This window comes from Photorhabdus temperata (assembly GCF_025384845.1).
In the GTDB taxonomy this organism is placed as follows: domain Bacteria; phylum Pseudomonadota; class Gammaproteobacteria; order Enterobacterales; family Enterobacteriaceae; genus Photorhabdus; species Photorhabdus temperata.
Window position 1 is genome coordinate 151,245 of record NZ_JAJAFX010000002.1, and the last position, 23,553, is coordinate 174,797.

A 23,553-nucleotide genomic window follows, 5' to 3' on the forward strand; every position below is an offset into this window, starting at 1 on the left:
CAATCAAACTAAAAATTCCATTCAAAACATAATGTTATAAAAAATTCAAAATAAAAACCGCTAACCTTCCCGTTAAGCAATAAATAAAAAAATAACAAACAAAACACCTTAAATTATAGTAGAACATTTATAACTTCGCCAAAAATATAACTCTATATAAGTAAATCATTGAATTGTTAACTCTAATAACCTCAAAATTTTCTAATTAAAATAGTGATGGCTGCTCAGGCAGTTCTTCATCTGTCTGATTTTGTGCTCTCACTGCACGTAAATATCTTTGCCGGCACAATCTCAATACTTCACGCTTTTGCCCATCTGACATTTTCATCCAATTAAATCTTTCTTCCCGGCTGCGATAACATCCCAAACAGAACCCCCGCTCATTAGCCTGACAAATTCCTCGACAAGGAGTGGGAATAGCAAAGAACTCTAGTTGCTCGACCATCACATCCCGTTTCCTATACAGTTCATATACTATATTTAATTATAAACCCAGATGAGAATAAATTATAATTATGGATAAATTGAACTGTAACCGTAAGACACGTTATAGTTAGTGGTTTTTGTGCGGCCTGCCGCACAAAAATACTGGTAAAACCATTAAATGAGAGGTAATTATGCGCTTACTCCACACCATGATCCGCGTTGGTGATCTGCAACGCTCCGTTGATTTTTATACTGAAGTATTAGGAATGCGCCTGCTACGCGTCAGTGAGAATACAGAATATAAGTACTCACTCGCCTTCGTTGGCTACACAGATGAAAGCGAAGGGGCGGTGATCGAGTTAACTTATAACTGGGGAGTTGACCATTATGCAATGGGAGATGCCTTTGGTCATATTGCATTGGGTGTCGATGATGTCGCAGCCACTTGCGAATCTATTCGCAAAGCAGGTGGTAACATTACCCGTGAAGCCGGCCCGGTAAAAGGTGGAACAACCGTTATTGCTTTCGTTGAAGATCCAGATGGTTACAAAATTGAGCTTATTGAAAACAAAAATGCCAGCAACGCCCTGGGTAACTCAATCTGATGTCTGACAAAAAAGAGCCAAACGTCCTTAGTAGGCGTTTCCGAGGTTATTACCCTGTTGTTATTGATGTTGAAACTGGCGGCTTTAATGCCAAAACAGACGCGTTACTTGAAATTGCCGCCATCACACTGGAGATGGATGATCAAGGTTGGCTGGCGCCAAGCGAATCACTTCATTTCCATATTGAACCATTTGAGGGCGCAAATCTTGAACCAGCGGCCCTAGAGTTTACCGGCATCGATCCATCAAACCCGCTACGTGGAGCAGTAAACGAGTATGAAGCTCTGCACGCTATTTTCAAAATGGTTCGTAAAGGGATAAAAAATAGTCATTGCAGTCGGGCCATTATCGTTGCGCACAATGCTAACTTTGATCATAGCTTTGTTATGGCTGCCGCAGAACGCGCCAGACTGAAACGGAATCCATTTCATCCATTTGCGACTTTTGATACGGCTGCTTTGGGTGGCCTGGTATTAGGACAAACGATTTTAGCAAAAGCCTGCGCCACAGCCGGGATCCCATTCGACAATAATCAGGCTCACAGCGCCTTATATGATACTGAGCGTACCGCTGAATTATTCTGTGAAATGGTTAATCGCTGGAAACAACTTGGCGGCTGGCCCTTAGCGACAACAGAAGAAGAAAAAACCGGATAGACTTATAGCTAACTATAAGATTAATATAATCAAATTAAAATTTAAGCAATAACAAAAACCCCCATATATCAACATATGGGGAGATAACATAATAGCCTGTCGCTAATTTAAAAATTATTCTGTCGCGTTTTCATCCTGAGAGCGATATTTATCAGCGGTTTCTTTAATTAATGTTTGTAGCTCACCACGTTGATACATTTCAATAATAATATCGCATCCACCTATCAACTCACCTTCGACCCAAAGCTGAGGAAACGTTGGCCAGTTAGCATACTTTGGCAATTCTGCACGAATATCTGGATTTTGCAAAATATCTACATAAGCAAAACGTTCACCACATGCAGATAAAGCCTGAACAACCTGGGCAGAAAATCCACAATTTGGTAATTTAGGAGAGCCTTTCATATACAGCAGAATCGGGTTCTCTTTAATTTGGCGCTCAATCTTCTCAATAATCGTCATTTTTATTTCCTTTAAACCAACAGTATGTTGATAACCAACATCGTCACAATATTGGCGGAGAATACCATTTTCTCTCACCAATATGCATCCTGATATTTTCTTATCCTGGTAAGGATGGCCTTTATCAGGCAAAGATCAAGCAAACAGCAGCAAAAATGGCAATCATCACCAACGTGCTCACCGCAGTAAATAAGCCAAGCTTCAAATCGGTATTCATCGATCCCCCCTAAGAATAGAAGTCTATAACCAAAAATACCATTCAGTTAACATGGTTAATTATCCTTACATTAAGGAAAAAACATAAAATAACGATCACCCTGTATTTTATAACATTGATTATTGCTTTCACTTTTGAGCCAGATCAGACAAAATTCAGGATTTATCGCTAAATTATTGCCAGCAGACACCCTAATGTATAAAGATACTGGTAAATAATTAACAAAGAGTTTTAAATTTAGACCAAAAGGTCAGGAGTATTTCATCTCATGGCAACGATCAAAGATGTGGCTAAGCACGCTGGCGTTTCAACCACTACCGTATCCCATGTTATTAATAAAACCCGTTTCGTCGCCGAAGATACCAAGGCCGCCGTTTGGGCTGCTATCAAAGAACTGAGTTATTCACCCAGTGCTGTTGCCCGCAGTCTGAAAGTTAACCATACAAAATCGATCGGATTACTGGCAACGTCCAGCGAAGCCCCCTATTTTGCTGAAGTCATCGAAGCCGTTGAGAACAGTTGTTATAGCAAAGGCTATACGCTGATTTTGTGTAACTCACACAATAACATTGATAAACAGAAAGCCTATCTGGCCATGCTGGCACAAAAACGGGTAGATGGATTGCTGGTGATGTGTTCAGAGTACCCGGAACAATTGCTGGGAATGTTAGAAGATTATCGCAATATCCCAATGGTCGTCATGGATTGGGGGCAAGCCAGAAGTAATTTCACTGATACTATTATTGATAACGCATTCCACGGCGGTTATCTGGCTGGTCGCTATCTTATTGAACGTGGTCATCGTGATATTGGTGCGATCCCTGGCCCCCTGGCACGAAATACCGGTGGCGGCCGTCATCAGGGATTCTTGAAAGCCTTAAAAGAAGCCAGTATTCCAATCAGAGAAGAGTGGATTGTTCAAGGGGATTTTGAACCCGAATCGGGCTACAAAGCCATGCATCAAATTCTGAATCAAAAACAGCGTCCGACCGCAGTTTTCTGTGGTGGCGATGTTATGGCAATGGGGGCTATTTGTGCTGCTGATGAACTAGGATTACGCGTCCCACAGGATATTTCTGTGATCGGTTACGATAATATACGCAACGCCCGCTATTTCTCTCCGGCATTGACGACTATCCATCAGCCAAAAGAACGTCTGGGACAAATGGCATTTTCTATGTTACTGGATAGAATAGTCAGTAAACGTGAAGATGCACAAACTATTGAAGTACATCCACGTTTGGTTGAACGGCGTTCTGTCACAGATGGCCCCTTTATCGACTATCGCCGTTAATCCTCCCTATTCATCCTGAAGCCATTCAGCATTAAGAGTTTCACTATCGCCGAGATAGCCAAGAAGCCAACTTAATGCCGGAGAATGGCTATTTTGCACCCATGTCAAACAACACGGGCTATCCGGCAAAGGCTGCTCTAATTCCAATGCTTCCAGTTTTTTCTGCCGGATCAGCGGCATTGCCCTATGCTTAGGTGCCATCCCCACACATAAACCCTCGTTCAGACAAGCCAGACCAGATTCCCAATCAGGTACCACCAGTCTGCGCTGATTATCCAGAGTCCAGGTGTCACGCTTCGGTAAATTGCGGGATGTATCCTCAAGACACAAGCTAGGATAAGGTCGCATTTGATCATCTGACAGAGGGCCGGTCAGCTGAGTCAAAGCATGACCCGTACTGACGACACACAGCCAGGGCATAAATCCCATATCTCGGAAACTGTACCTTTCCCCTACCGGCGCTACCCGGGTGGCGCCAATTGCAACATCAACCCGGCCATCCACCAGCGCGTCCCATACACCATTGAATACTTCCTGATGAATAAACAGCTCTATATCAGGAAAATGGTGATAAAAATCAAGAATAAGCTGACGACTGCGTTCTGGTTTAACAACCCGGTCAATAGCAATACTGAATTGCCCTCTCCAGCCATTTGCAACCTGTTGGCACTGATGACGAGTGTCAATCATTTTTTTGATAACAGCGCGAGCCTCTTTGATAAAAATAGTGCCTGACTCAGTTAATTCCACATCCCGATGACGACGTTCAAACAACGGGACCGCAAGCCACTCTTCCAGTTGTCTTACGGTATAACTGATTGCAGAAGGGACGCGGTGAAGTTCCGTTGCAGCAGCACTAAAACTTCCCGTTCTGGCAACAGCATCCACAACTTCAAGTGAATATTCTGACCACATAATTTTACCTTTCAATTTTTTTCACAGCATTATCCAAATATTACCGTTTCACAAGTAAAAATCACGGCATATAGAATATGTAAAAATATTCTTATCTACCTACACAGCAAGTTATTTCAATCATGACATCCAAAGAGAGTAATCAAATGAAAAACTCAAGTCAGTTCATGTTCTACCTTGCAGGCTTGAGTATGCTGGGTTACCTGGCTATTGATATGTATCTACCGGCATTCGGCCCTATGCAACAAGAATTAGGTACATCGGCGAGAGCAATCAGTGCCAGCCTGAGCATCTTTCTTGCAGGTTTTGCCTTTGCTCAACTTTTGTGGGGGCCTCTTTCCGATCGCTTTGGAAGAAAGCCTATTATCATCACCGGGTTATCAATGTTTTCTGTTGGCTGTCTGGGTATGCTTTGGATAACAGACGCCACGCAACTTTTAGTTTTGCGTTTTATCCAAGCCATAGGTGTTTGTTCAGCCGCAGTTTCATGGCAAGCATTAGTTATTGATCGTTATGACGCCAACCATACTAAACGCGTTTTTGCCACGATCATGCCCCTAGTCGCACTTTCCCCTGCCCTGGCGCCTTTGATGGGTGCCTGGCTGTTACAACATGGCGGCTGGCGCATCATTTTTCTGGTATTACTGGCAATTACATTATTACTGCTGTTGCCTACTCTATTCCTGCAAGAAAACCGCCAAAAAAAGCGTGAGACTGAAACGCAGAAAAGCAATGTATCTTTCTTTACGTTACTAAAATCTCCGGTGTTCAGTGGCAACGTCCTGATATTTGCATCATGCAGCGCTGGTTTTTTTGCCTGGTTAACAGGTTCACCTTTTATTCTCAGTAATATGGGCTATAGCCCAAAGGATATCGGTCTGAGTTATGTGCCTCAAACGTTAGCCTTTATGGCCGGTGGTTATGGATGCCGCAGTATCTTGACTAAAATAAGAAGTGAAATTGTTTTCCCTTATTTGTTGGTTGGCTATGCTGTCAGCATGATTGTGCTGTATTTAATCGCAAAATTTAGCGAACCAACCATGTTAACGATTCTGATTCCTTTCTGTTTTATGGCCGCTATGAATGGTGCTTCATATCCCATTGCAGTCGCTAATGCTTTATCCGCTTACCCACAAGACAGTGGAAAAGCCGCCGCATTGCAAAACACGCTCCAATTAGGGCTCTGTTTTATTGCCAGCCTGATTGTTTCAGCATTTATTAACAATCCGCTTATATCGACAACCACTGTCATGGCTTCTACCATTATTCTGATGGCATTAGGATATTTTATACAGTGGAAAAAAAAAGCTGATCGCTGTATTCAAGCTGTTGAACAACATTCCTGATATTAATCAAATCGTTACTTCAATAAAGACTGTTAATTATCAATTAATTGCAGTCTTTATTTATTAATTGATGAAACAATTTTCCGCTTTTATACTCATACAAGTTCCTTATTCTAAATAACCCGAATTTGAGGTTTTCAGGAGCAATGATGACCCCCATGAAGTTTATGGATTAGTGATTTCTAGGGTTTCGCGCTTTAATTCTTTGCTATTTTTTGCATTTTGCTCCCTCGCATTCTGCTTTGTTAGCTAAAACGAGCCTCTCAATATTCCATCACCCTAACCTTGGAGAGTATATGAGTTCATCGCACATTGAAAACCAAAAAACTGTCATTAATTCCTGGCAGCGAATTGCCAATGAAATGCTACAAGAAGCAGGGATTCAGATTAATGGTCACAATCCCTATGATATCCAGGTAAAAAACCCTGATTTCTATAAAAGAGTTTTACAACAGGGCTCACTGGGATTAGGTGAAAGTTATATGGATGGCTGGTGGGATTGTGAGCGGTTAGATATTTTCTTTTATCGCGTTTTACGTGCTGGATTAGAAAATAAAATGCCCAATAATTTCAAAGATATAATGAGAATCGCAATAACCCGCTTACGTAATCTACAAACGCCAAAACGGTCATGGATTGTCGGTCATCAACATTATGATTTAGGCAGTGATCTTTTTACCCGTATGCTTGACCCTTATATGCAATATTCCTGCGGATACTGGAAACAAGCTAAAACACTGGAACAGGCTCAGCTTGATAAGTTGAAACTCATCTGCGAGAAATTGGAACTTTCTCCAGGTATGACCCTGCTGGATATTGGATGTGGTTGGGGTGGGCTATCAGCTTATGCCGCTAAAAATTATGGTATTTCCGTCACAGGTATAACTATTTCAGCCGAACAACAGAAATATGCACAGAAACAATGTACAAATCTGGATGTAAAAATCATTCTGAAAGATTATCGGGATTTACATGAGCAGTTCGACAGAATTGTTTCTGTCGGTATGTTTGAACACGTTGGACCTAAAAATTATGCGACTTACTTCGATGTTGTTCAAAGAAACTTGAAACCTGATGGCTTATTCCTGCTACATACCATTGGTTCCAGCAAAGCTAAGGCCAGTGCTGACCCGTGGATCAGCAAATATATTTTTCCTAATGGCTGCCTGCCTTCGATTGATCAAATAGCCCACACCAGCAAAAACTGTTTTGTTATGGAAGATTGGCATAACTTTGGCGCAGATTATGATCGAACATTGATGGTCTGGTATGAAAGATTTATTGCCAGCTGGCCGGAAATACAAGATAACTATAGTCCAACATTTAAACGCATGTTTAGCTATTATCTGAATGCCAGTGCAGGTGCATTTCGTGCACGCGATATTCAATTATGGCAAATCATGTTCAGCCCAAAAGGTATTGAAGGCGGGTTACGGGTAGCCCGGTAATTAACTAAAAGCTACAGTGGGAACCCACTGTAGCTTTTAGATATATTTATCACTAACGAAAATAACCAACATAGCCATTATCAAAAAAGGTCGTTTGATCAAATGCTATTTTCCCACCAGAAAATATCAAATCTAAATGATGGCTTCCCTTTACACCGCCTCCCAAACCAAGATGTAAACCAGGATGACGTTCTTCAAAACCCGCATTTCTGCCGTAAAGTGCTTTCACTCCCGTATTGGTGCCAATACCAAATTCTTCAACAATTCGATTTCCGTGATTATGGTTTAGATATAAATTAAAATCTCTGTTAAATTCCACATTGTCACAATCAAACCCAATGATTTCACCCTCTTTTATATTTATCGTCATCATATCATTGACAACTCCATACTTTATGGCAAAGGGTGCAGTACTCAAAAAGGTGCCACTAAAACTAACACTACCGTTAAGGTTCTTTATATGACTCGCAATTTCCCCAGGAATAACATCAAGATTTCCATTACCATCAATGGATGTCCACTGATGGTCTTTATCCAAATAACCTACAATTGAGTTTCCTTGATTATCTGTATATTGAATCTTCTGTGATCGACTTGATAGTTCAATCAATTTTTTGTTTCTTTCTGTTATTAATGTTTGTGGTTCGCTGAATGCCTCAATAAAATGAGGGCCATAATCTTTAAACAGTACTGATTTCTTCCACGATTCAGTAATAAATTTTCTTATTTTGATTAAATATTCTGGCCCTTGTGGAGATGCGCTCTTTAATGTTGATGATGCGTAAAGAAAGATAAATAAATCGCAATCGGATATTTTTTGTTTTATATCGTCTGCTGATGTTTCTTCTAAAAAAGCGAAATCAGATTTTACATTAAAATTCTTTTTGTACCCATGCATCTTTTGGGCAATATCGCTATGCTCAGTATCAGATCCAATAAATATCTTTATACATTCACCATGTCTTACTTTATCCGAAATTGCAGGGTGATATGATAAACAACGATACATATTTTCAAAACTTTTATCCATGAGAGCAATCCTATTTATTTTTAAGTAAGGGGAAGCCCCCTTACTTCAATTATAGAGAACCGCTAAGGGTTCTATTATAGGGAACCATTAAGGCCAAAGTGCTGTACCGAAAGGTACAACAGCCTGTGCATTCATCATTTCAACAGCATCATCATGTGTAGGTTCTTCAAGCCATTCATCTAACTCAATCGCGTTTTCCATAAGGTAGTCTCAAAAATATAGTTGTGAAGGTTAACCTGCACTTTACGAGAAAGCGCATTAACATAATAGTAACAATGAAAACCATATTAAGTAACATAATGCACAGAATACTGCGATGTAAATCACAAAAGGATCATTAACAGGCTCAACGAGCCTTGTTGGTATAAGCGACAAGAAAGTCCTCCTGTCGCTTCTTATTTATTGATTATTCGCCAATAACAGTGGCTGGAGACTGAAAGATAACCTGTTCCCGCTCTTTCTGAGCAAGAACGCGCTCCACTGTATCGACAAGCGCCTGAGTCTGTGAATCAATCTCAATATTCACTTTATGACCAAGACGTTTTTTGCCCAATGTTGTACGCTCCAACGTTTCAGGAATAAGATGGACACAAAAACGATTATTCACGACATCACCAATCGTCAAGCTAATCCCATCAATGCCGATAAATCCTTTATGCAGGATATATTTCATCAATTGCTTATTGTGGATCCGGAACCATATTTGATGATTATTTTCTGAAGTGAAAATTTTAGCTATCTCAGCAACAGTGATAATATGGCCGGACATCAAATGCCCACCAATTTCATCACCAAATTTAGCGGCCCGCTCCAGATTTACATAATCCCCTATCTGTAAATCACCAAGATTGGTCAGGCGTAAAGTTTCTTTCATTAAATCGAAACTGATCTCATCGCCTTCTATTTTGGTTACTGTCAGACAACAACCGTTATTAGCAACCGATGCTCCTGTTTCAATGCCTCGCAATAATTCAACCGGGAATTTAACGACATGAGTCCGAAAGTTGTTTTTTTCATCAATAGCAACTAATGGTGCTTTTCCCTGCACGATACCAGTGAACATAGGAGAACCTCTTAATGACCATGTAAAATTATTAGTTAGTTTATATCAAGTTGCCACTTATAAATACTACCTGAGCACTTGAATATAAACTCAGCATTATTGTTGGCTAATATAGTATTAAACAGATACAATACCTCAGTTAGTAAACGGTTGATTTTTCAAAAATCGTTTCTTATATGCAGGAATTTTTCTTAATATTTTTTACTTTCAAAAAGGTGTAATACGTGCAGAAGTATTTAAAAGAAGCGCGTAGTCTGCTCGCTCTGGGGATCCCCGTCATCATTGCCCAATTCTCACAAACTGCAATGGGGGTTGTGGATACAGTTATGGCAGGTAGCGTCAGTGCAACAGAAATGTCCGCGGTTGCTATTGGTGCCTCTATCTGGTTGCCAGTGATCTTATTTGGTTACGGCTTATTATTAGCTTTGACACCCACTATTGCGCAAATGAATGGTTCTGGTCGCAGAAACCTGATTGCCAGTCAAACTCAGCAAGGATTCTGGTTAGCCACTTTCCTCTCAATCATAATTATTTTTATTCTATACAACAGCAAATTTCTTATTGACAAGCAACACAATATAGATCCGCTTTTGGCAGAAAAAGCGGTTGGATTTATCCACGCAATAATGTGGGGGGCACCGGGCTATCTGTTTTATCAGGTACTCCGTAATCAATGTGAAGGTTTATCAAAAACCAAGCCAGGAATGATCATTGGTTTTTTAGGATTATTACTTAACATTCCGATTAACTACGTACTCATTTACGGTAAATTCGGCGCTCCCGCTCTGGGGGGTGTTGGCTGTGGTGTCGCTACCGCCAGCGTTTACTGGGCTATGTTCCTGTCAATGCGCTGGTATGTGAAACATTCGTCATCACAAAAGGATATCCGCCCTAAACATCGTTTTGTGGCACCAGAATGGCATACCTTGAAACGCATCTCAGCCCTTGGCTTGCCTATTGCTATGGCGGTATTTTTTGAAATTACCCTGTTTGCGATAGTGGCATTATTGATTACCCCTTTAGGCATTACCGCGGTTGCCGGGCACCAGATCGCACTAAATTTCAGTTCATTGATGTTTATGTTCCCAATATCTTTAGCCGCAGCAACCACTATCCGCATTGGCTACAACCTGGGGCAAAAATCTACCGAAAATGCCCGGATATCAGCTTATACCGGTCTTGCCGTCGGCTTGATATTTGCCGGCTTCACCGCGGCCTTTACTGTCATTCTGCGAGAGCCGATTGCCTTGATGTATAACGACAACCCTGAAGTTATCATCATGGCGTCAAATCTGATGCTGTTTGCCGCTTTTTACCAACTGTCTGATGCCATACAGGTGGTGGGTTCCGGTGTTTTACGTGGCTATAAAGATACGCGCTCTATCTTCTATATCACTTTCATTGCCTACTGGATTTTGGGGCTACCAAGTGGTTACATTCTGGGATTAACCGACTATGTTGTACCCGCTATGGGGCCACAAGGGTTCTGGATTGGCTTTATTATTGGCCTGACCGCATCAGCAGTGATGATATCCTCGCGTATTTTGTGGACACAAAAACAATCAGACGAGGCAGTTCTGCGGCGCTCAAGCCACTGATTTGCTTTCCCTAAAACCGGGGACGAATACTTAGCTGGTGGAATAAACGACAAATTCGCTGTAGCAGCTGCAAATACGAACAGTTGAACAACAATTTGTATTATTCCCTTGCCAGAAGGCTAACTCGCCGCTAATATTCGTCCCCGTTGTCACCAATGCAATTTAGATTGCGTCCGTAGCTCAGTTGGTTAGAGCACCACCTTGACATGGTGGGGGTCGGTGGTTCGAGTCCACTCGGACGCACCAGATTGTTTGGTTGATAGCGCTCTCTCTTTAGTGCGTCCGTAGCTCAGTTGGTTAGAGCACCACCTTGACATGGTGGGGGTCGGTGGTTCGAGTCCACTCGGACGCACCAAATCGCTGAAATCATTCTTCTGTTCTGAAATAGCCAATGAATTTTTCATAAGGAAATTGAGCAGTGAATTACAATCCCTGCTGTTATTTGCGTTATTTCGTCGTCCTAACGTTATAATTAATTCACATAATCATTTTTTGATTCATTTCACAGAAATAAATCTCTATAATACGACCCAATTTATAGTTGAATGGTTTCAGCACATTAATTTGCTTAATGCTGAAAAATTACAGATTGATAGTATGCATAAGCTCACATAATTACATATGCCTGATTTCACATAAAAAACACTGCATGTCTTCCCCGTCACCTGTCCTTAATGATGTTGCGCAACATTCAGCACCCTATGGTATCTGCGCAAACCATAAAGTTGGTGGTTCACTATTTTATCCATTAAAACCTGTAGATTAAGTTGTCATGAAAAAAACCAAAATTGTTTGTACTATCGGACCAAAAACAGAATCCGAAGAAAAACTGACCGAACTGTTGGATGCAGGCATGAATGTTATGCGCCTCAACTTTTCGCATGGAGACTATGAAGAGCACGGCCAGCGTATTCAAAATATCCGTTCAGTTATGACTAAGACAGGTAAACAGGCAGCTATTCTGCTGGATACTAAAGGCCCTGAAATTCGAACCATGAAGCTGGAAGGTGGCAATGATGTATCCCTGACTGCTGGTCAGACTTTCACTTTTACCACCGACACAACCGTTATCGGTAATAAAGACCGCGTTGCTGTCACTTACAGTGGTTTCCCTGCGGATCTGGCTCCAGGTAACACCGTTCTGGTTGATGACGGCTTGATCGGTATGAAAGTTAAAGAAGTCACTCAGTCAGAAGTCATTTGTCAGGTTTTGAACAACGGTGATTTAGGTGAAAATAAAGGTGTTAACCTGCCAGGTATATCTATCAGCCTGCCTGCCCTGGCAGAAAAAGATAAACAAGATTTGGTCTTTGGTTGCCAACAAGGTGTTGATTTCGTCGCCGCTTCTTTCATCCGTAAACGCTCTGACGTTCTGGAAATCCGCGAACATTTGAAAGCGCACGGTGGTGAAAATATACAAATTATCTCTAAGATTGAAAATCAGGAAGGTCTGAACAACTTTGATGAGATCCTGGAAGCTTCTGACGGGATCATGGTTGCCCGCGGTGACCTCGGTGTTGAAATCCCGGTAGAAGAAGTTATCTTCGCCCAGAAGATGATGATCCAAAAATGTAACATGGCCCGCAAAGTTGTTATCACTGCAACTCAAATGCTCGATTCCATGATCAAAAACCCACGCCCTACCCGTGCCGAAGCCGGTGACGTAGCTAACGCCATTTTGGATGGTACTGATGCAGTTATGCTTTCCGGTGAAAGTGCAAAAGGCAAATATCCAGTAGAAGCCGTAACTATCATGGCAACAATTTGTGAGCGCACAGATCGTGTCATGCCAAGCCGCATTGAAGCTGTCAATTGCCGTAAATTACGCGTGACCGAAGCGGTATGCCGTGGCGCCGTTGAAACAGCCGAAAAGCTGGAAGCCCCTCTGATTGTAGTCGCAACCTATGGTGGTAAATCTGCTAAATCTATCCGTAAATACTTCCCTGGCGCACCTATTCTGGCATTAACCACCAATGAAGTGACTGCACGCCAATTGCTATTAGTTAAAGGTGTTTCTACTCAAATCGTTAAAGAAATCGCATCTACCGACGATTTCTATCGCATCGGTAAAGAAGCAGCACTGGTCAGTGGGCTGGCGAAGAAAGGCGAAATCGTGGTTATGGTATCTGGTGCTCTGGTGCCAAGTGGCACAACCAACACGTCGTCTGTCCACGTTCTTTAATTTGATATGTAGATTTATTTCTGAAACACCGCAAACGTGGCGGTGTTTCAGGGCATTAGATAGCTGATTTTCCCTGCTAATTTGATGGAATACCAAACCACCAAGGCAACAATTACTCATCCTCTCAATCATCGTCACCAATCGCTGACATAGGCGTGCCATCAACCGGCGTCACCTGTTTTCGTTCAATCAGATCAGGTATTTCCCAACCGGATGTTAACCGGGATATAAATAATTAATCGGGCTATTCATGCACCATCAATTAGTCAATTCATTAATAGGATGGACTGTCACTGAATAATCCGATTCTCCCAATGAATACATATGAAAATCAATTATTTCTTTATCAAATAGCACAATATGTTAAATACCAAATAAATATAAAAGCTGATACAAGAAGATAAATTATATAACATTTAAATAAACATAAAAAGATGACATTTATTTACATAAAATAAAGATGCTCGCTTATTCTTATATAATAAGATAGTCAATTCTCAATGAAAACGTTATGTTCATGTTATTATTAGTTTAATTACATTATATCCGTCATATCTAAGGTCATTTTAAAATCCGCAATCGAAGACATAAAACAATTTCTATCCATTCAACCATATTGCCCTATTCATTCGAACTTGTATAATAATAATGCCATCTTCTATTCCTCCTGATCAGAAAATGGCTTAACCCTCATCCACAATGAAGTTTCCCAGCATTACGTCATTTGCGGAAACCCCATTTTGCATGTTATCAACATCTCTGTCTTAATCATGGTTCTTCGAAAGCTTTCCCTACTTCGTTTAAATTCTGGAACTCACTTGTTATTCCGGTCGCTTTTGCCTGAATAGAGCACAAAATATCCTGACGACTAAAAATCGAAGCTTGCAACAATGCTGTTTGTTGTAATGACTCGTAAACACCATGATCACGACTGTAAAGCATAGCCCGTTTAACCCCGTTAATAGCAATCGGGGGCCGATCCGCTATACGTCGGGCAGTCGCTAAAGCCCCCTCGATCAATGTCTCCGCAGAAGGGAAGATCTTTACCACAAGTCCTAAATCATGAGCCTGAGCGGCATTCAGTGTATCCCCTGTGAGTGCAAGATAGCGAGCCATACCACCAGGGATCAGATGTTGCAGACGCTGAAGGATACCTAAGTCAGCCATCATACCGATATTGGTTTCCTCTATACGAAACTTCGCGTTTTCAGCAGCAAAACAAAAATCACATGCAGCAATTAGGTCAAATCCTGCACCGAGACATGCTCCTTGTACTGCGGCAATGACCGGGAAGCGGGCACGTTCCAATACATTTATCGCCTCCTGCATTTGTAATAAGCTAAACTGCATAGCTTCCCGCTCATTAGGATTAGTCGTATGGGTTTCTTTGCTGGAGGCGAAAATTTGCAAGTCAAGCCCACCACAGAATGCGCTGCCTTGCGCAGAGATCACCATTGCCCGTACCTCTCCTGAGCGACTGAGTTGCTCTATTGCCTCAGGAAATAGTTTCCAGAACGCCAGTGCCAGGCTGTTTGCCTTTTCGGGGCGACTGAGCTGCAAATGAGCGACTCCGTTGTCAACGGTGATGTTAAAATACTCGTTGGATTGATCAATTAGCATAGAAGACTCCTCTTACCAGTTTGAATCTGAGCCTAGAATTCAACCTGAGTATTGTCAAGGTGCTTATCTACAATAAGATTCAGTTAACAAATTTGTTTTAAGCGAAACCCTAAATTTATGTATGCGAAATGTCTCCATGTAAGATATATCCCTATGACTCAATAGACGCAAGATGGCTTCGATGTGGTGTTGTTTATTTATAAGAATTTTTAACTAAAATTATTTCGGAGAATATCATCCCCTTATGGAATAGGATTTCTTTGATTAAAATGTTACTCAATCGTTTTGTTTTTTTACATTCAGATGAAAATTACCCACCTACTAAAGAGAAAATTTGAAATAATTGGTTTTCATGACAAAAATTTATTCTCTTTCTAAAAAACTTTGTGTAATACTTATATGGCTACTTGGAGATTAACTTAAATCTAGAGGGTATTATAATGAATCGTACTAAAATTGTACTGGGTGCAGTAGTTCTGGCTTCTACTCTGTTGGCTGGTTGTTCAAGCACTGCTAAAGTTGACCAACTGTCTTCTGACATTCAGACTCTGAATGCAAAAGTTGATCAACTGAGCAATGACGTGAATGCAGTTCGTACTGACATTCAAGCCGCTAAAGACGATGCAGCTCGTGCAAATCAGCGTCTGGATAACCAAGTTCGTTCCTACAAAAAATAATTTTTTGTAATAAAGTACAAAAATGGCGCACAGGTCATCTGTGCGCTGTTTTTTTTATCATGAAGCTCTGTCAGAAAAATATTCGCTGACCTCCCTGTCTGCCATAAAATATTAATTTTCCCGATAGATTGGCCCAGGCTGATATAATGGCGGTAATTTAAACGATTCAGATACACCTTCATTAACTTCTTGTTCTGCATCTTTAGCATCGTCTTCCATCGGCACTCTATTTTCTTCCCGCAGATCCTGTTGTGTTTCAGGCTGTGTATTTTCACTTACCAGCACCGGCATACCAGAACGGCGTACAATAGCTTGTTCAACAATATTTTTATCTGTCTTGTTATCATCAATGAATTTGTTCAAACCAGCTGATCGGACAATCTGTAATGTCTGTGGATCATCTCCCTCTTTTTTAGACAACGGCTGATGGACTTCAATATAACGTTTACCATCCGGCTCGACAGAATACTTAACGGCTTCATTGATAATCTGTACTCTGGTTCCACGGGAAACCGTATTAAACACAGCTTCAATATCATCAGGACGCAGACGAATACAACCCGAACTCACCCGCATACCAATGCCAAAATCAGCATTTGTGCCATGAATCAAGTATTCTCCGCGCCCAGCAGCTAAACGCAATGCAAATGCCCCCATTGGGTTTTCCGGGCCAGCAGGAACAACCACAGGTAAGATAATCCCCTGTTCAGCATAATGCTTACGAATATTCTTAGTCGGCGTCCAGGTTGGATCTTTAATTAGCTGGCTTACCGATGTTGTCATCACGGGTGTGTTACGACCAAGCTGTCCAATGCCAATTGGGTAAACGATGACTTTGTTTTTTCCTTTAGGGAAATAGTAAAGTCTTAGTTCAGCAAGGTTAATCACAATCCCCTGCCTTGGTGTATCAGGCAACAACATTTGTGATGGAATAATCAGTTCAGAACCCGGAGCAGGCAAATAAGGATCGGTACCGGGATTAGCTTCCAGCATTGCCAGTAATCCAATTTTATATTCGGCGGCAATGGCCTCCAGAGAACGTCCGTCATCTGGCACAACAAATGTCGTATTTTCGCCAATTAAACGACTATTGGCAGGTGGCAAGGTATATTCTGTAGCGCTGACGGTATTCGTCAGCGCACTTAACAATAACATGCCGATAAACGTTAAAACTCGTTTCATGCTCGCTTCCTGGAATGACTTCTGAATGTTATCGGATAAATTAAGCGCGAAAGGTTGAAGCCTTATTCACCTGTCGTGACCGTGTATATTATCAGCCGCAAAAGAAACGCGTAAGACTGCCACTTAAACCATTTTACTTGCCGTATTGCGGATGGCATATATCATCGCATGCAGCCCCTGTGTCCGTGATGGTGTTAAATGTTGCTCCAGAGAAAGTTTTGCAAAATATTCAGCCACATCCAAATCCAGAATCTCCTGAGGCGTCTTGTCCTGAAAAAGAATAAAAACCATCGCAACCAACCCTTTCACGATAGCGGCATCACTGTCTCCAACAAATTCCACTTTGCTTTGGTTATTCTTCCTCAGCAAAATCCACACCTGACTCTGACAACCGGCGATTAAATGCTCAGGTTGACGCTGTTCGTCAGTCAGTGGGGACAACCTCGCCCCCAGTTCAATCATATAGAGATATTTTTCTTCCCAATTTTGACAGCGGGAAAAATTACGTAACAATCTATTTTGGTCGGGCAAACTTGCCATGACTTTTTCCTTATATCACTCTTTCGATCTATGACCGTCTCAACCAAGCAGTTTTTCTATCCGCTGCAATGCAGCAACAAGAGCATCAATCTCTTCTTGCGTAGTATAAATCGCCAGCGATGCCCTGCACATACTGGAAACGTGATAATGTTCCATCAGCGGAAGTGCGCAATGATGCCCGGTACGAATAGCGATTCCATATTGATCAAGGAAACTTCCCACATCATAAGCATGATGGCGGCCAAGGTTGAACGCGATAACGCCCTGACGTTGCTCAGGACCATATAATCTCAGTGACCTGACCTCTTTCAGCCGAGTCATTGCATAATCCATCAGCGCCTGTTCATGTTGCTGAATTTTATCCAGCCCCAGTGAAGTGACATAATCAACCGCAGCGCCAAGCCCAATAATTCCCGCTATATTCGGCGTCCCCGCTTCAAACCGCCATGGTGGTTCCGCATAGGTTATCCCTTTTTGCAAGCTGACGTGTTTGATCATTGCTCCGCCACCTTCCCAAGGTGGCATTGCGTCCAGAAGGGATTTACGCCCATAAAGCACGCCAATTCCTGTTGGTCCATATAATTTATGGCTGGAAAAAACATAGAAATCGCAACCCAGATCCTGCACATCAACTTTCTTGTGCATAATGGCCTGAGCGCCATCAACCAGAATATGTAACTGCCCCCCCTGCTCATCAGCCACTCTTCTTGCCTGTTGTATAATTTCACGTACAGGGTTCACTGTGCCGAGCACATTAGACAGGTGAGTAAAAGAAAGTAATTTAGTACGTGAATCAATCAGGGATGCTAAAACCGATTGATCCAGCTCACCAGTTTCATTCAGTGACCACACTCTGATTTCAAACCCAATTTGTTCCGCCAACATATACCACGGAACAATATTGGCGTGATGTTCCATTTCAGTAATCACAATATTATCGCCACTCTTGATAAATTTGCGGCCATAACTGTTAGCTACCAGATTAATCCCTTCTGTCGTACCTTTGACGAAAACAATCTCTTTATCACTTTGAGCATGGATGAATTGCGCCATCTGGTGGCGCACATTTTCAACCATACGGGTAGCAGCAGAACTGAGAGTATGAATTCCCCGGTGAACCGCCGCATACTGGTGTAAACAGAATTCACTTTCCCGTTCGATAACCGAAACCGGCTTTTGAGCACTGGCGGCACTATCAAGATAAACCAGCGGATGCCCATTGACCTGCTGAGTGAGTACCGGGAAATCCTGTCGTACCTTTTTTACAGAGAAGGTCATTTTTTCACTCCCGCTAAACGCTGTTTAATCTGTTTCATGACAACGGCTTTCAGGGCTTCATCTTCAATAGACTCAGTAAGTTCGGCAGCAAAAGCAAATATAATCATATGTTGCGCATCACACCGGCTGATACCACGTGATTGCAGATAGAACAGCTGTTCTTCATCTATCCGGCCAACGGTCGCACCATGACTGCACTTCACATCATCCGCGTAAATTTCCAGTTGTGGTTTGGTATCCACTTCCGCCCGTTTACCTAATAACAAATTATTATTGGTCATTTTCCCATCGGTTTTCAATGCATGAGGCGCCACTTTGATCATGCCGTTAAATACCGCTCTACTCTGATCCATCACAATTGTTTTATGTAACTGGCGGCTTTCACAATAGCCCTTATTATGTTCCAAATAGGTACGAGTATCAGCGACCTCTTTTCCTTGCGGCAACAACAAGCTGTTCAACGACAGAGCCGCCCCTTCACCATTAAGCTGAACGCTAGTGTTGTGTCGACCAAGTCCGGCACCTAACAGAAAATTGGTGCTCTTCACCCGGGTATTACGGCCAACCACAATATCGTTATGTGCAAAGTGGTAACTTGCACTATTCTCAACGCCCAGTTTTATATGGGTTAAGCTGGCGTTATCCCCCACTTCTGCGGTCAACCGGCTTCCTGTCATATGGGGTTGCTGCTCATCAGTACTGACGAAATGTTCAATCACTCTAGCGCCGGCATTCGCACCCACAGTAATGTGATAACGGTAATGGCTGGTATTTAATGCTTCACCACAATAACCACTGGTTATATTCAGCAAATAAAGGGGTTTTTCCGCAACTTGCCCGGCTTTTAATGTTATGACCAAAGGCTGTTGAGCCAGGCTTTCTGTCAAATGCAGAAAAATCTCACTCTGGATCGGCACCGGAAGCCTACTTTTGTTATCCAGTAAACTCAACTGATACGGCCCAAATTCACAAGAACTTAGCAAAGGAGAAAAACAACCATCCACCATAACGATACGCCAGCAATCCATCGGAATCGCCAGTTGTTCACATTGTGCTACTGTCAATTCCCAAGTTTTGCCACTGTATTGCTGACTTAACAGTTGTTCCAGCGGAGTATAGCGCCAATCTTCATGTCTGAATTGAGGAAACCGGGTTTTAGTCACTTGCTGCCAATGCAGACGGGCATGAGATGAATCATCACCATGACGGCAATGATACAAATCAGCGAAACGCGCTAAGGCTTGCTGATTACGCTCCGCAACCTGACACGTCTTTTCAACTTTTTCACTGTTGGTCAATAAGCCAGCCATAGCCTTGCTCCTCCAACTTTTTCGCCAGACTGAAATCACCGGATTTAATAATCCGCCCCTGATAAAGCACATGGACAAAATCAGGTTTCACGTAATCCAAAATACGTTGGTAGTGGGTCACAATAATGAATGAGCGGTTTGGATCACGCAGGGAATTCACACCATTAGCAACAATTTTCAGGGCATCAATATCCAGCCCTGAATCTGTTTCATCCAAAATACAGAGTGTCGGCTCCAGCGCGGCCATTTGCAGAATATCGTTACGTTTTTTCTCACCACCGGAAAAACCAACATTGACTGAACGTGTCAGCAAGTCTTGCGGCATATTCAGCAGTTCTATTTTTTCTTCGATAAAATCGGCAAAATCAAAGCGATCCAGCGGCTCCTGATGGCGATATTCACGGACAGCGTTCACTGCCGTTTGCAGGAAGAATTGATTACTGACACCCGGAATTTCCACCGGATATTGAAAAGCCAGGAAAATCCCCTCACCAGCCCGCTCTTCCGGTTCAAATTCAAGTAAATCTTTTCCTTTAAAGATGACTTCACCATCATCAATTTCATACTCTTCACGGCCAGCTAACGTTGCCGATAATGTACTTTTACCGGAGCCATTCGGTCCCATAATGGCATGAACTTCACCCGGTTTAACTTCAAGATTTAATCCTTTCAGGATTTCATTACCTTCCACACTGACTCGTAAATTTTTAACACTTAACATATTACATGCCTTCGAACGGCTTAACGTTCTGTCATAAAAAAGGGAAATAGGGAGAGCTCACCCGACGCTATGTTCAAGGCTAATTGCCAGTAATTTCTGCGCTTCAACGGCAAACTCAAGGGGAAGTTCAGAGAACACATCCTTACAGAAACCATTAACGATCATTGAAATCGCATCATCTTCACTAATGCCGCGTTGCAGGCAATAGAACAATTGATCTTCACCAATGCGGGAAGTTGTCGCCTCATGCTCCAGTTGCGCAGTGTTGTTCTGTACTTCTACATAGGGAAATGTATGCGCGCCACATTCAGTACCAATCAGCATGGAATCACATTGGGTATAATTACGGGCATTTTCCGCTCCCGGCAATATTTTTACCAACCCACGATAACTGTTCTGGCTACGGCCGGCAGAAATACCCTTTGAAATAATGGTCGATTTGGTGTTACGGCCAATATGGATCATCTTGGTGCCGGTATCTGCCTGTTGAGTACCATTAGTGAGGGCAACAGAGAAGAATTCGCCAATTGAGTTATCCCCTTTCAGGATCACACTCGGATATTTCCAGGTAATTGCTGAACCCGTTTCTGATTGCGTCCAAGACATTTTGGCATTTTCACCTTCACACAATGCTCTTTTAGTCACAAAGTTAAGAATTCCCCCCTCACTGTCACCGCCTGAAAACCAGTTCTGTACCGTGGAGTATTTTACTTCAGCATCTTTATGGATAATCACTTCCACAACAGCGGCATGTAGTTGATAACTGTCACGTACAGGTGCAGAGCATCCCTCTATATAGCTGACATAACTGCCCTCATCAGCAATCAGAATGGTGCGCTCAAATTGACCGGTTTTCGCCGCGTTAATACGAAAATAGGTGGAGAGTTCCATCGGACACCGAACCCCTTTTGGCACATAAACAAAAGTACCATCAGAAGCTACCGCGGCATTCAACGCGGCAAAGAAGTTATCGCGACTTGCAACCACACTGCCGAGATATTTACGGACTAACTCAGGGTATTCCTGTATTGCCTCGCTGAATGAACAGAAAATAATACCTTCTTTCGCTAATTTATCCCGATAGGTTGTTGAGACAGAAACTGAATCAAAAATAGCATCTACTGCGACAGCTTCACCTTCCCGCACAGGAACACCCAACTTATCAAATGCTTCTTCAATCTCTGCCGTCAAATAATTATTCGTTTGCTCTGCACCCGTTGTCTGCATAGCACCGGATTGAGAGCTGCAACTATCATCACAGGCACCACATGAAGGTGCTGAATAATAGCTATAGTCCTGGTAATCAAGATTAGGGTAATTCGCCTTCAACCAGTGCGGCTCTTCCATTCCCAGCCAATGGCGATAAGCCTCCAGCCGAAACGCCAGCATCCATTCAGGCTCATTGCGTTTTGCGGAAATTGCCCGCACAACATCTTCACTCAACCCCTTAGCCAACTCATCAGTCGCTACCTGAGTGAAAAAACCCTCTTTATAACGATGATCGCTGAGCCAGGTCTGCACATCATCGCTGATTTCTACATTGCTCTGAGACATATATTGGTACACTTATATACCAAAGCTTTCACCACACCCACAGGCATGTTGAGCTTTTGGATTATTGAATTTAAATATCTGATTTAAACCTTCACGAACGAAATCAACTTCAGTTCCATCAATAAATGGCATGGCTTTCAGGGGAACATACAGACATGCCCCTTCATCTTCATACAGTAAATCATCAGGCGCAGGATCGTTAACCATCTCAAACACGTAGCCAAAGCCAGCGCATCCTGACTGCTTAACCCCCAGATATAACCCTTTACTTTGTGGGTTCTGCTGCATCAATTTCAGGATCTGTGCTGCGGCTCTCTCTGTGATAGTGATTCCTTGCCATGCGGTTTCATTCAGAGAGAAGGTTTCAACACTATTTGTCATAGTTGACCTCATATTTTTCTTTAGCAATTTTTTGCCGCTGTTATCGGAGTATTCTCCTTACCGTATAATGGTAATGATAACCCTTATCACTTCAACCATTTGTTTTAAGAGGATATACCTTAAATAGATTAAATTTCACCCAAACACAACGACTTATGTTCATCACATATGAAAATATATTTTTAATTCTTTGTTTTATATATATATTATTAGTTTGATTAATTGTACTGATTTGTACTTTTTGATACAAAATAAAAGCACAAAAGGTTCATCATAAATACTTTTGATGTGAGCTTTCAGATATACCGGAGATGCAGCATAGACGTTGCCATTATGATTATAATATATACAAACAGGGTTCCCATTTAATCAATTCAATTAATTAAATGTATTCAAAAACAATTTTATCTATATATTCCACTCTCAATATTTTTTCACTTTATTTATTAACAGCTTTATTAGCCGATAATTTAATTTGAAGGTGTTACGTGACCGTAATAAATATTTTCAAGTTATTGCATCTCATGGGAATAAACGTATACTGCCTCCGGGTGCTTGAGACTTTCTGTCTTGAGCATTATGTTCCAGGTAGAAAGAAAAAAGCCCCACCAACACAGATAACGATAATAGCGATAAATACCGCTTTTTGCTGTTTCATGGTTAGCGTCTCCTTGCCTTTCGGCGTGTAAGAGGCTAATCTTATGTTGCAAAGCATAGATAGGCCTCGGGTTGATTGAAAAATCACTCGGGGCTTTCTTCTATCCGCTCCAGCACGCCAGAGACAGATAGTCTCAAGCGCCCGCCCAGAATATACCAAAGCAAAATACCTATATCTATAGGAAATGACACAAATTAAAACCGCTGAAATTTTAGCGCTCATTAATATATCCCGACGTTTATAGATTTGAATAAAAGGAAGTTTTTATCTATTTCGATATTAATCCTTTTAATATAATTCACCATATCCATTCCACTCGACATTTAAATTCATCAAATATATAAGCAGCTCAAATAAGCAATGATATTATAAAAATATAAATAAAATGAC

The 23,553-nt window shown here is 41.9% G+C and carries 22 protein-coding genes and 2 tRNA genes; 10 read left to right on the forward strand and 14 right to left on the reverse strand.

Translation table 11 applies throughout. The features are described 5' to 3' along the window. Positions 1–205: 205 nt before the first annotated feature. Positions 206–445: a DUF1289 domain-containing protein gene (locus LGZ99_RS01340; RefSeq protein WP_023045585.1), complete on the reverse strand. Its 240-nt coding sequence runs from the start codon at positions 443–445 to the stop codon at positions 206–208. Positions 446–617: 172 nt separating this feature from the next. Here LGZ99_RS01340 and gloA point away from each other — a divergent pair, with 172 nt between their 5' ends. Next, complete coding sequence (gene gloA, locus LGZ99_RS01345) at positions 618–1,031, forward strand: lactoylglutathione lyase (RefSeq protein WP_021325610.1); 414 nt, start codon at positions 618–620, stop codon at positions 1,029–1,031. Further along, positions 1,031–1,687, forward strand: coding sequence for a ribonuclease T (rnt, locus tag LGZ99_RS01350; protein ID WP_021325611.1), 657 nt, complete (start codon positions 1,031–1,033; stop codon positions 1,685–1,687). Before gloA ends, rnt begins: the two co-directional genes overlap by 1 nt. 114 nt (positions 1,688–1,801) lie before the next feature. Here the strand turns inward: rnt and LGZ99_RS01355 are convergent, their stop codons facing one another. Continuing rightward, positions 1,802–2,149, reverse strand: a complete 348-nt coding sequence (locus tag LGZ99_RS01355) for a Grx4 family monothiol glutaredoxin (RefSeq protein ID WP_036840524.1) — start codon at positions 2,147–2,149, stop codon at positions 1,802–1,804. 485 nt (positions 2,150–2,634) lie between these two features. Between LGZ99_RS01355 and purR the strand changes: the two genes are divergently transcribed. Next, positions 2,635–3,660, forward strand: coding sequence for an HTH-type transcriptional repressor PurR (gene purR / locus LGZ99_RS01360; RefSeq protein WP_021325613.1), 1,026 nt, complete (start codon positions 2,635–2,637; stop codon positions 3,658–3,660). A gap of 6 nt (positions 3,661–3,666) precedes the next feature. Here the strand turns inward: purR and punR are convergent, their stop codons facing one another. After that, positions 3,667–4,575, reverse strand: a complete 909-nt coding sequence (gene punR, locus LGZ99_RS01365; protein WP_023045588.1) for a DNA-binding transcriptional activator PunR — start codon at positions 4,573–4,575, stop codon at positions 3,667–3,669. A 146-nt stretch (positions 4,576–4,721) separates the two neighbouring features. On the opposite strand from punR, the gene punC reads away from it, so the two are divergent. Then, complete coding sequence (gene punC, locus LGZ99_RS01370; protein ID WP_036840499.1) at positions 4,722–5,921, forward strand: purine nucleoside transporter PunC; 1,200 nt, start codon at positions 4,722–4,724, stop codon at positions 5,919–5,921. A 296-nt stretch (positions 5,922–6,217) separates the two neighbouring features. Continuing rightward, positions 6,218–7,369 carry a cyclopropane fatty acyl phospholipid synthase gene (gene cfa / locus LGZ99_RS01375; protein ID WP_021325616.1) on the forward strand — a complete coding sequence of 384 codons (1,152 nt, stop codon included), beginning with the start codon at positions 6,218–6,220 and terminating at the stop codon, positions 7,367–7,369. Positions 7,370–7,421: 52 nt separating this feature from the next. Here the strand turns inward: cfa and LGZ99_RS01380 are convergent, their stop codons facing one another. After that, entirely contained in the window at positions 7,422–8,399 is a 978-nt protein-coding gene (locus LGZ99_RS01380) for a CgnE/CgnB domain-containing protein (RefSeq protein WP_036840503.1), read from the reverse strand. 406 nt (positions 8,400–8,805) lie between these two features. Continuing rightward, positions 8,806–9,462: a riboflavin synthase gene (locus LGZ99_RS01385; protein WP_036840506.1), complete on the reverse strand. Its 657-nt coding sequence runs from the start codon at positions 9,460–9,462 to the stop codon at positions 8,806–8,808. 224 nt (positions 9,463–9,686) lie between these two features. On the opposite strand from LGZ99_RS01385, the gene LGZ99_RS01390 reads away from it, so the two are divergent. From LGZ99_RS01390 to pykF, 4 genes are all read left to right on the forward strand, one after another. Then, positions 9,687–11,060, forward strand: coding sequence for an MATE family efflux transporter (locus LGZ99_RS01390; RefSeq protein WP_036840509.1), 1,374 nt, complete (start codon positions 9,687–9,689; stop codon positions 11,058–11,060). 169 nt (positions 11,061–11,229) lie between these two features. Next, positions 11,230–11,306 (forward strand) — tRNA-Val (locus LGZ99_RS01395). 32 nt (positions 11,307–11,338) lie between these two features. Beyond that, positions 11,339–11,415 (forward strand) — tRNA-Val (locus LGZ99_RS01400). A 417-nt stretch (positions 11,416–11,832) separates the two neighbouring features. Further along, complete coding sequence (pykF, locus tag LGZ99_RS01405; RefSeq protein WP_021325620.1) at positions 11,833–13,242, forward strand: pyruvate kinase PykF; 1,410 nt, start codon at positions 11,833–11,835, stop codon at positions 13,240–13,242. A 768-nt stretch (positions 13,243–14,010) separates the two neighbouring features. Here the strand turns inward: pykF and LGZ99_RS01410 are convergent. Then, positions 14,011–14,862, reverse strand: a complete 852-nt coding sequence (locus tag LGZ99_RS01410) for an enoyl-CoA hydratase-related protein (RefSeq protein WP_023045595.1) — start codon at positions 14,860–14,862, stop codon at positions 14,011–14,013. A gap of 440 nt (positions 14,863–15,302) precedes the next feature. Here LGZ99_RS01410 and LGZ99_RS01415 point away from each other — a divergent pair, with 440 nt between their 5' ends. Then, positions 15,303–15,539 carry a major outer membrane lipoprotein gene (locus tag LGZ99_RS01415; RefSeq protein WP_021325622.1) on the forward strand — a complete coding sequence of 79 codons (237 nt, stop codon included), beginning with the start codon at positions 15,303–15,305 and terminating at the stop codon, positions 15,537–15,539. Between the two features lie 111 nt (positions 15,540–15,650). Here the strand turns inward: LGZ99_RS01415 and LGZ99_RS01420 are convergent, their stop codons facing one another. From LGZ99_RS01420 to LGZ99_RS01455, 8 genes are all read right to left on the reverse strand, one after another. Next, entirely contained in the window at positions 15,651–16,721 is a 1,071-nt protein-coding gene (locus LGZ99_RS01420; protein ID WP_036840512.1) for a L,D-transpeptidase family protein, read from the reverse strand. Between the two features lie 123 nt (positions 16,722–16,844). Continuing rightward, the gene (gene sufE, locus LGZ99_RS01425; protein ID WP_021325624.1) at positions 16,845–17,261 is read right to left on the reverse strand and encodes a cysteine desulfuration protein SufE; all 417 of its coding nucleotides are present in this window, start codon (positions 17,259–17,261) and stop codon (positions 16,845–16,847) included. Positions 17,262–17,300: 39 nt separating this feature from the next. Continuing rightward, complete coding sequence (gene sufS / locus LGZ99_RS01430; protein ID WP_036840514.1) at positions 17,301–18,539, reverse strand: cysteine desulfurase SufS; 1,239 nt, start codon at positions 18,537–18,539, stop codon at positions 17,301–17,303. After that, the gene (sufD, locus tag LGZ99_RS01435; protein WP_036840516.1) at positions 18,536–19,849 is read right to left on the reverse strand and encodes a Fe-S cluster assembly protein SufD; all 1,314 of its coding nucleotides are present in this window, start codon (positions 19,847–19,849) and stop codon (positions 18,536–18,538) included. The genes sufS and sufD overlap by 4 nt, the downstream gene beginning before the upstream one ends. Then, complete coding sequence (gene sufC / locus LGZ99_RS01440) at positions 19,824–20,570, reverse strand: Fe-S cluster assembly ATPase SufC (protein WP_036840518.1); 747 nt, start codon at positions 20,568–20,570, stop codon at positions 19,824–19,826. The genes sufD and sufC overlap by 26 nt, the downstream gene beginning before the upstream one ends. A 57-nt stretch (positions 20,571–20,627) precedes the next feature. Then, positions 20,628–22,124 carry a Fe-S cluster assembly protein SufB gene (gene sufB / locus LGZ99_RS01445; RefSeq protein ID WP_036840520.1) on the reverse strand — a complete coding sequence of 499 codons (1,497 nt, stop codon included), beginning with the start codon at positions 22,122–22,124 and terminating at the stop codon, positions 20,628–20,630. 12 nt (positions 22,125–22,136) lie between these two features. After that, entirely contained in the window at positions 22,137–22,505 is a 369-nt protein-coding gene (gene sufA, locus LGZ99_RS01450; RefSeq protein WP_021325629.1) for a Fe-S cluster assembly scaffold SufA, read from the reverse strand. A 577-nt stretch (positions 22,506–23,082) separates the two neighbouring features. Continuing rightward, complete coding sequence (locus LGZ99_RS01455) at positions 23,083–23,220, reverse strand: hypothetical protein (protein ID WP_155806654.1); 138 nt, start codon at positions 23,218–23,220, stop codon at positions 23,083–23,085. Positions 23,221–23,553 lie beyond the last annotated feature (333 nt).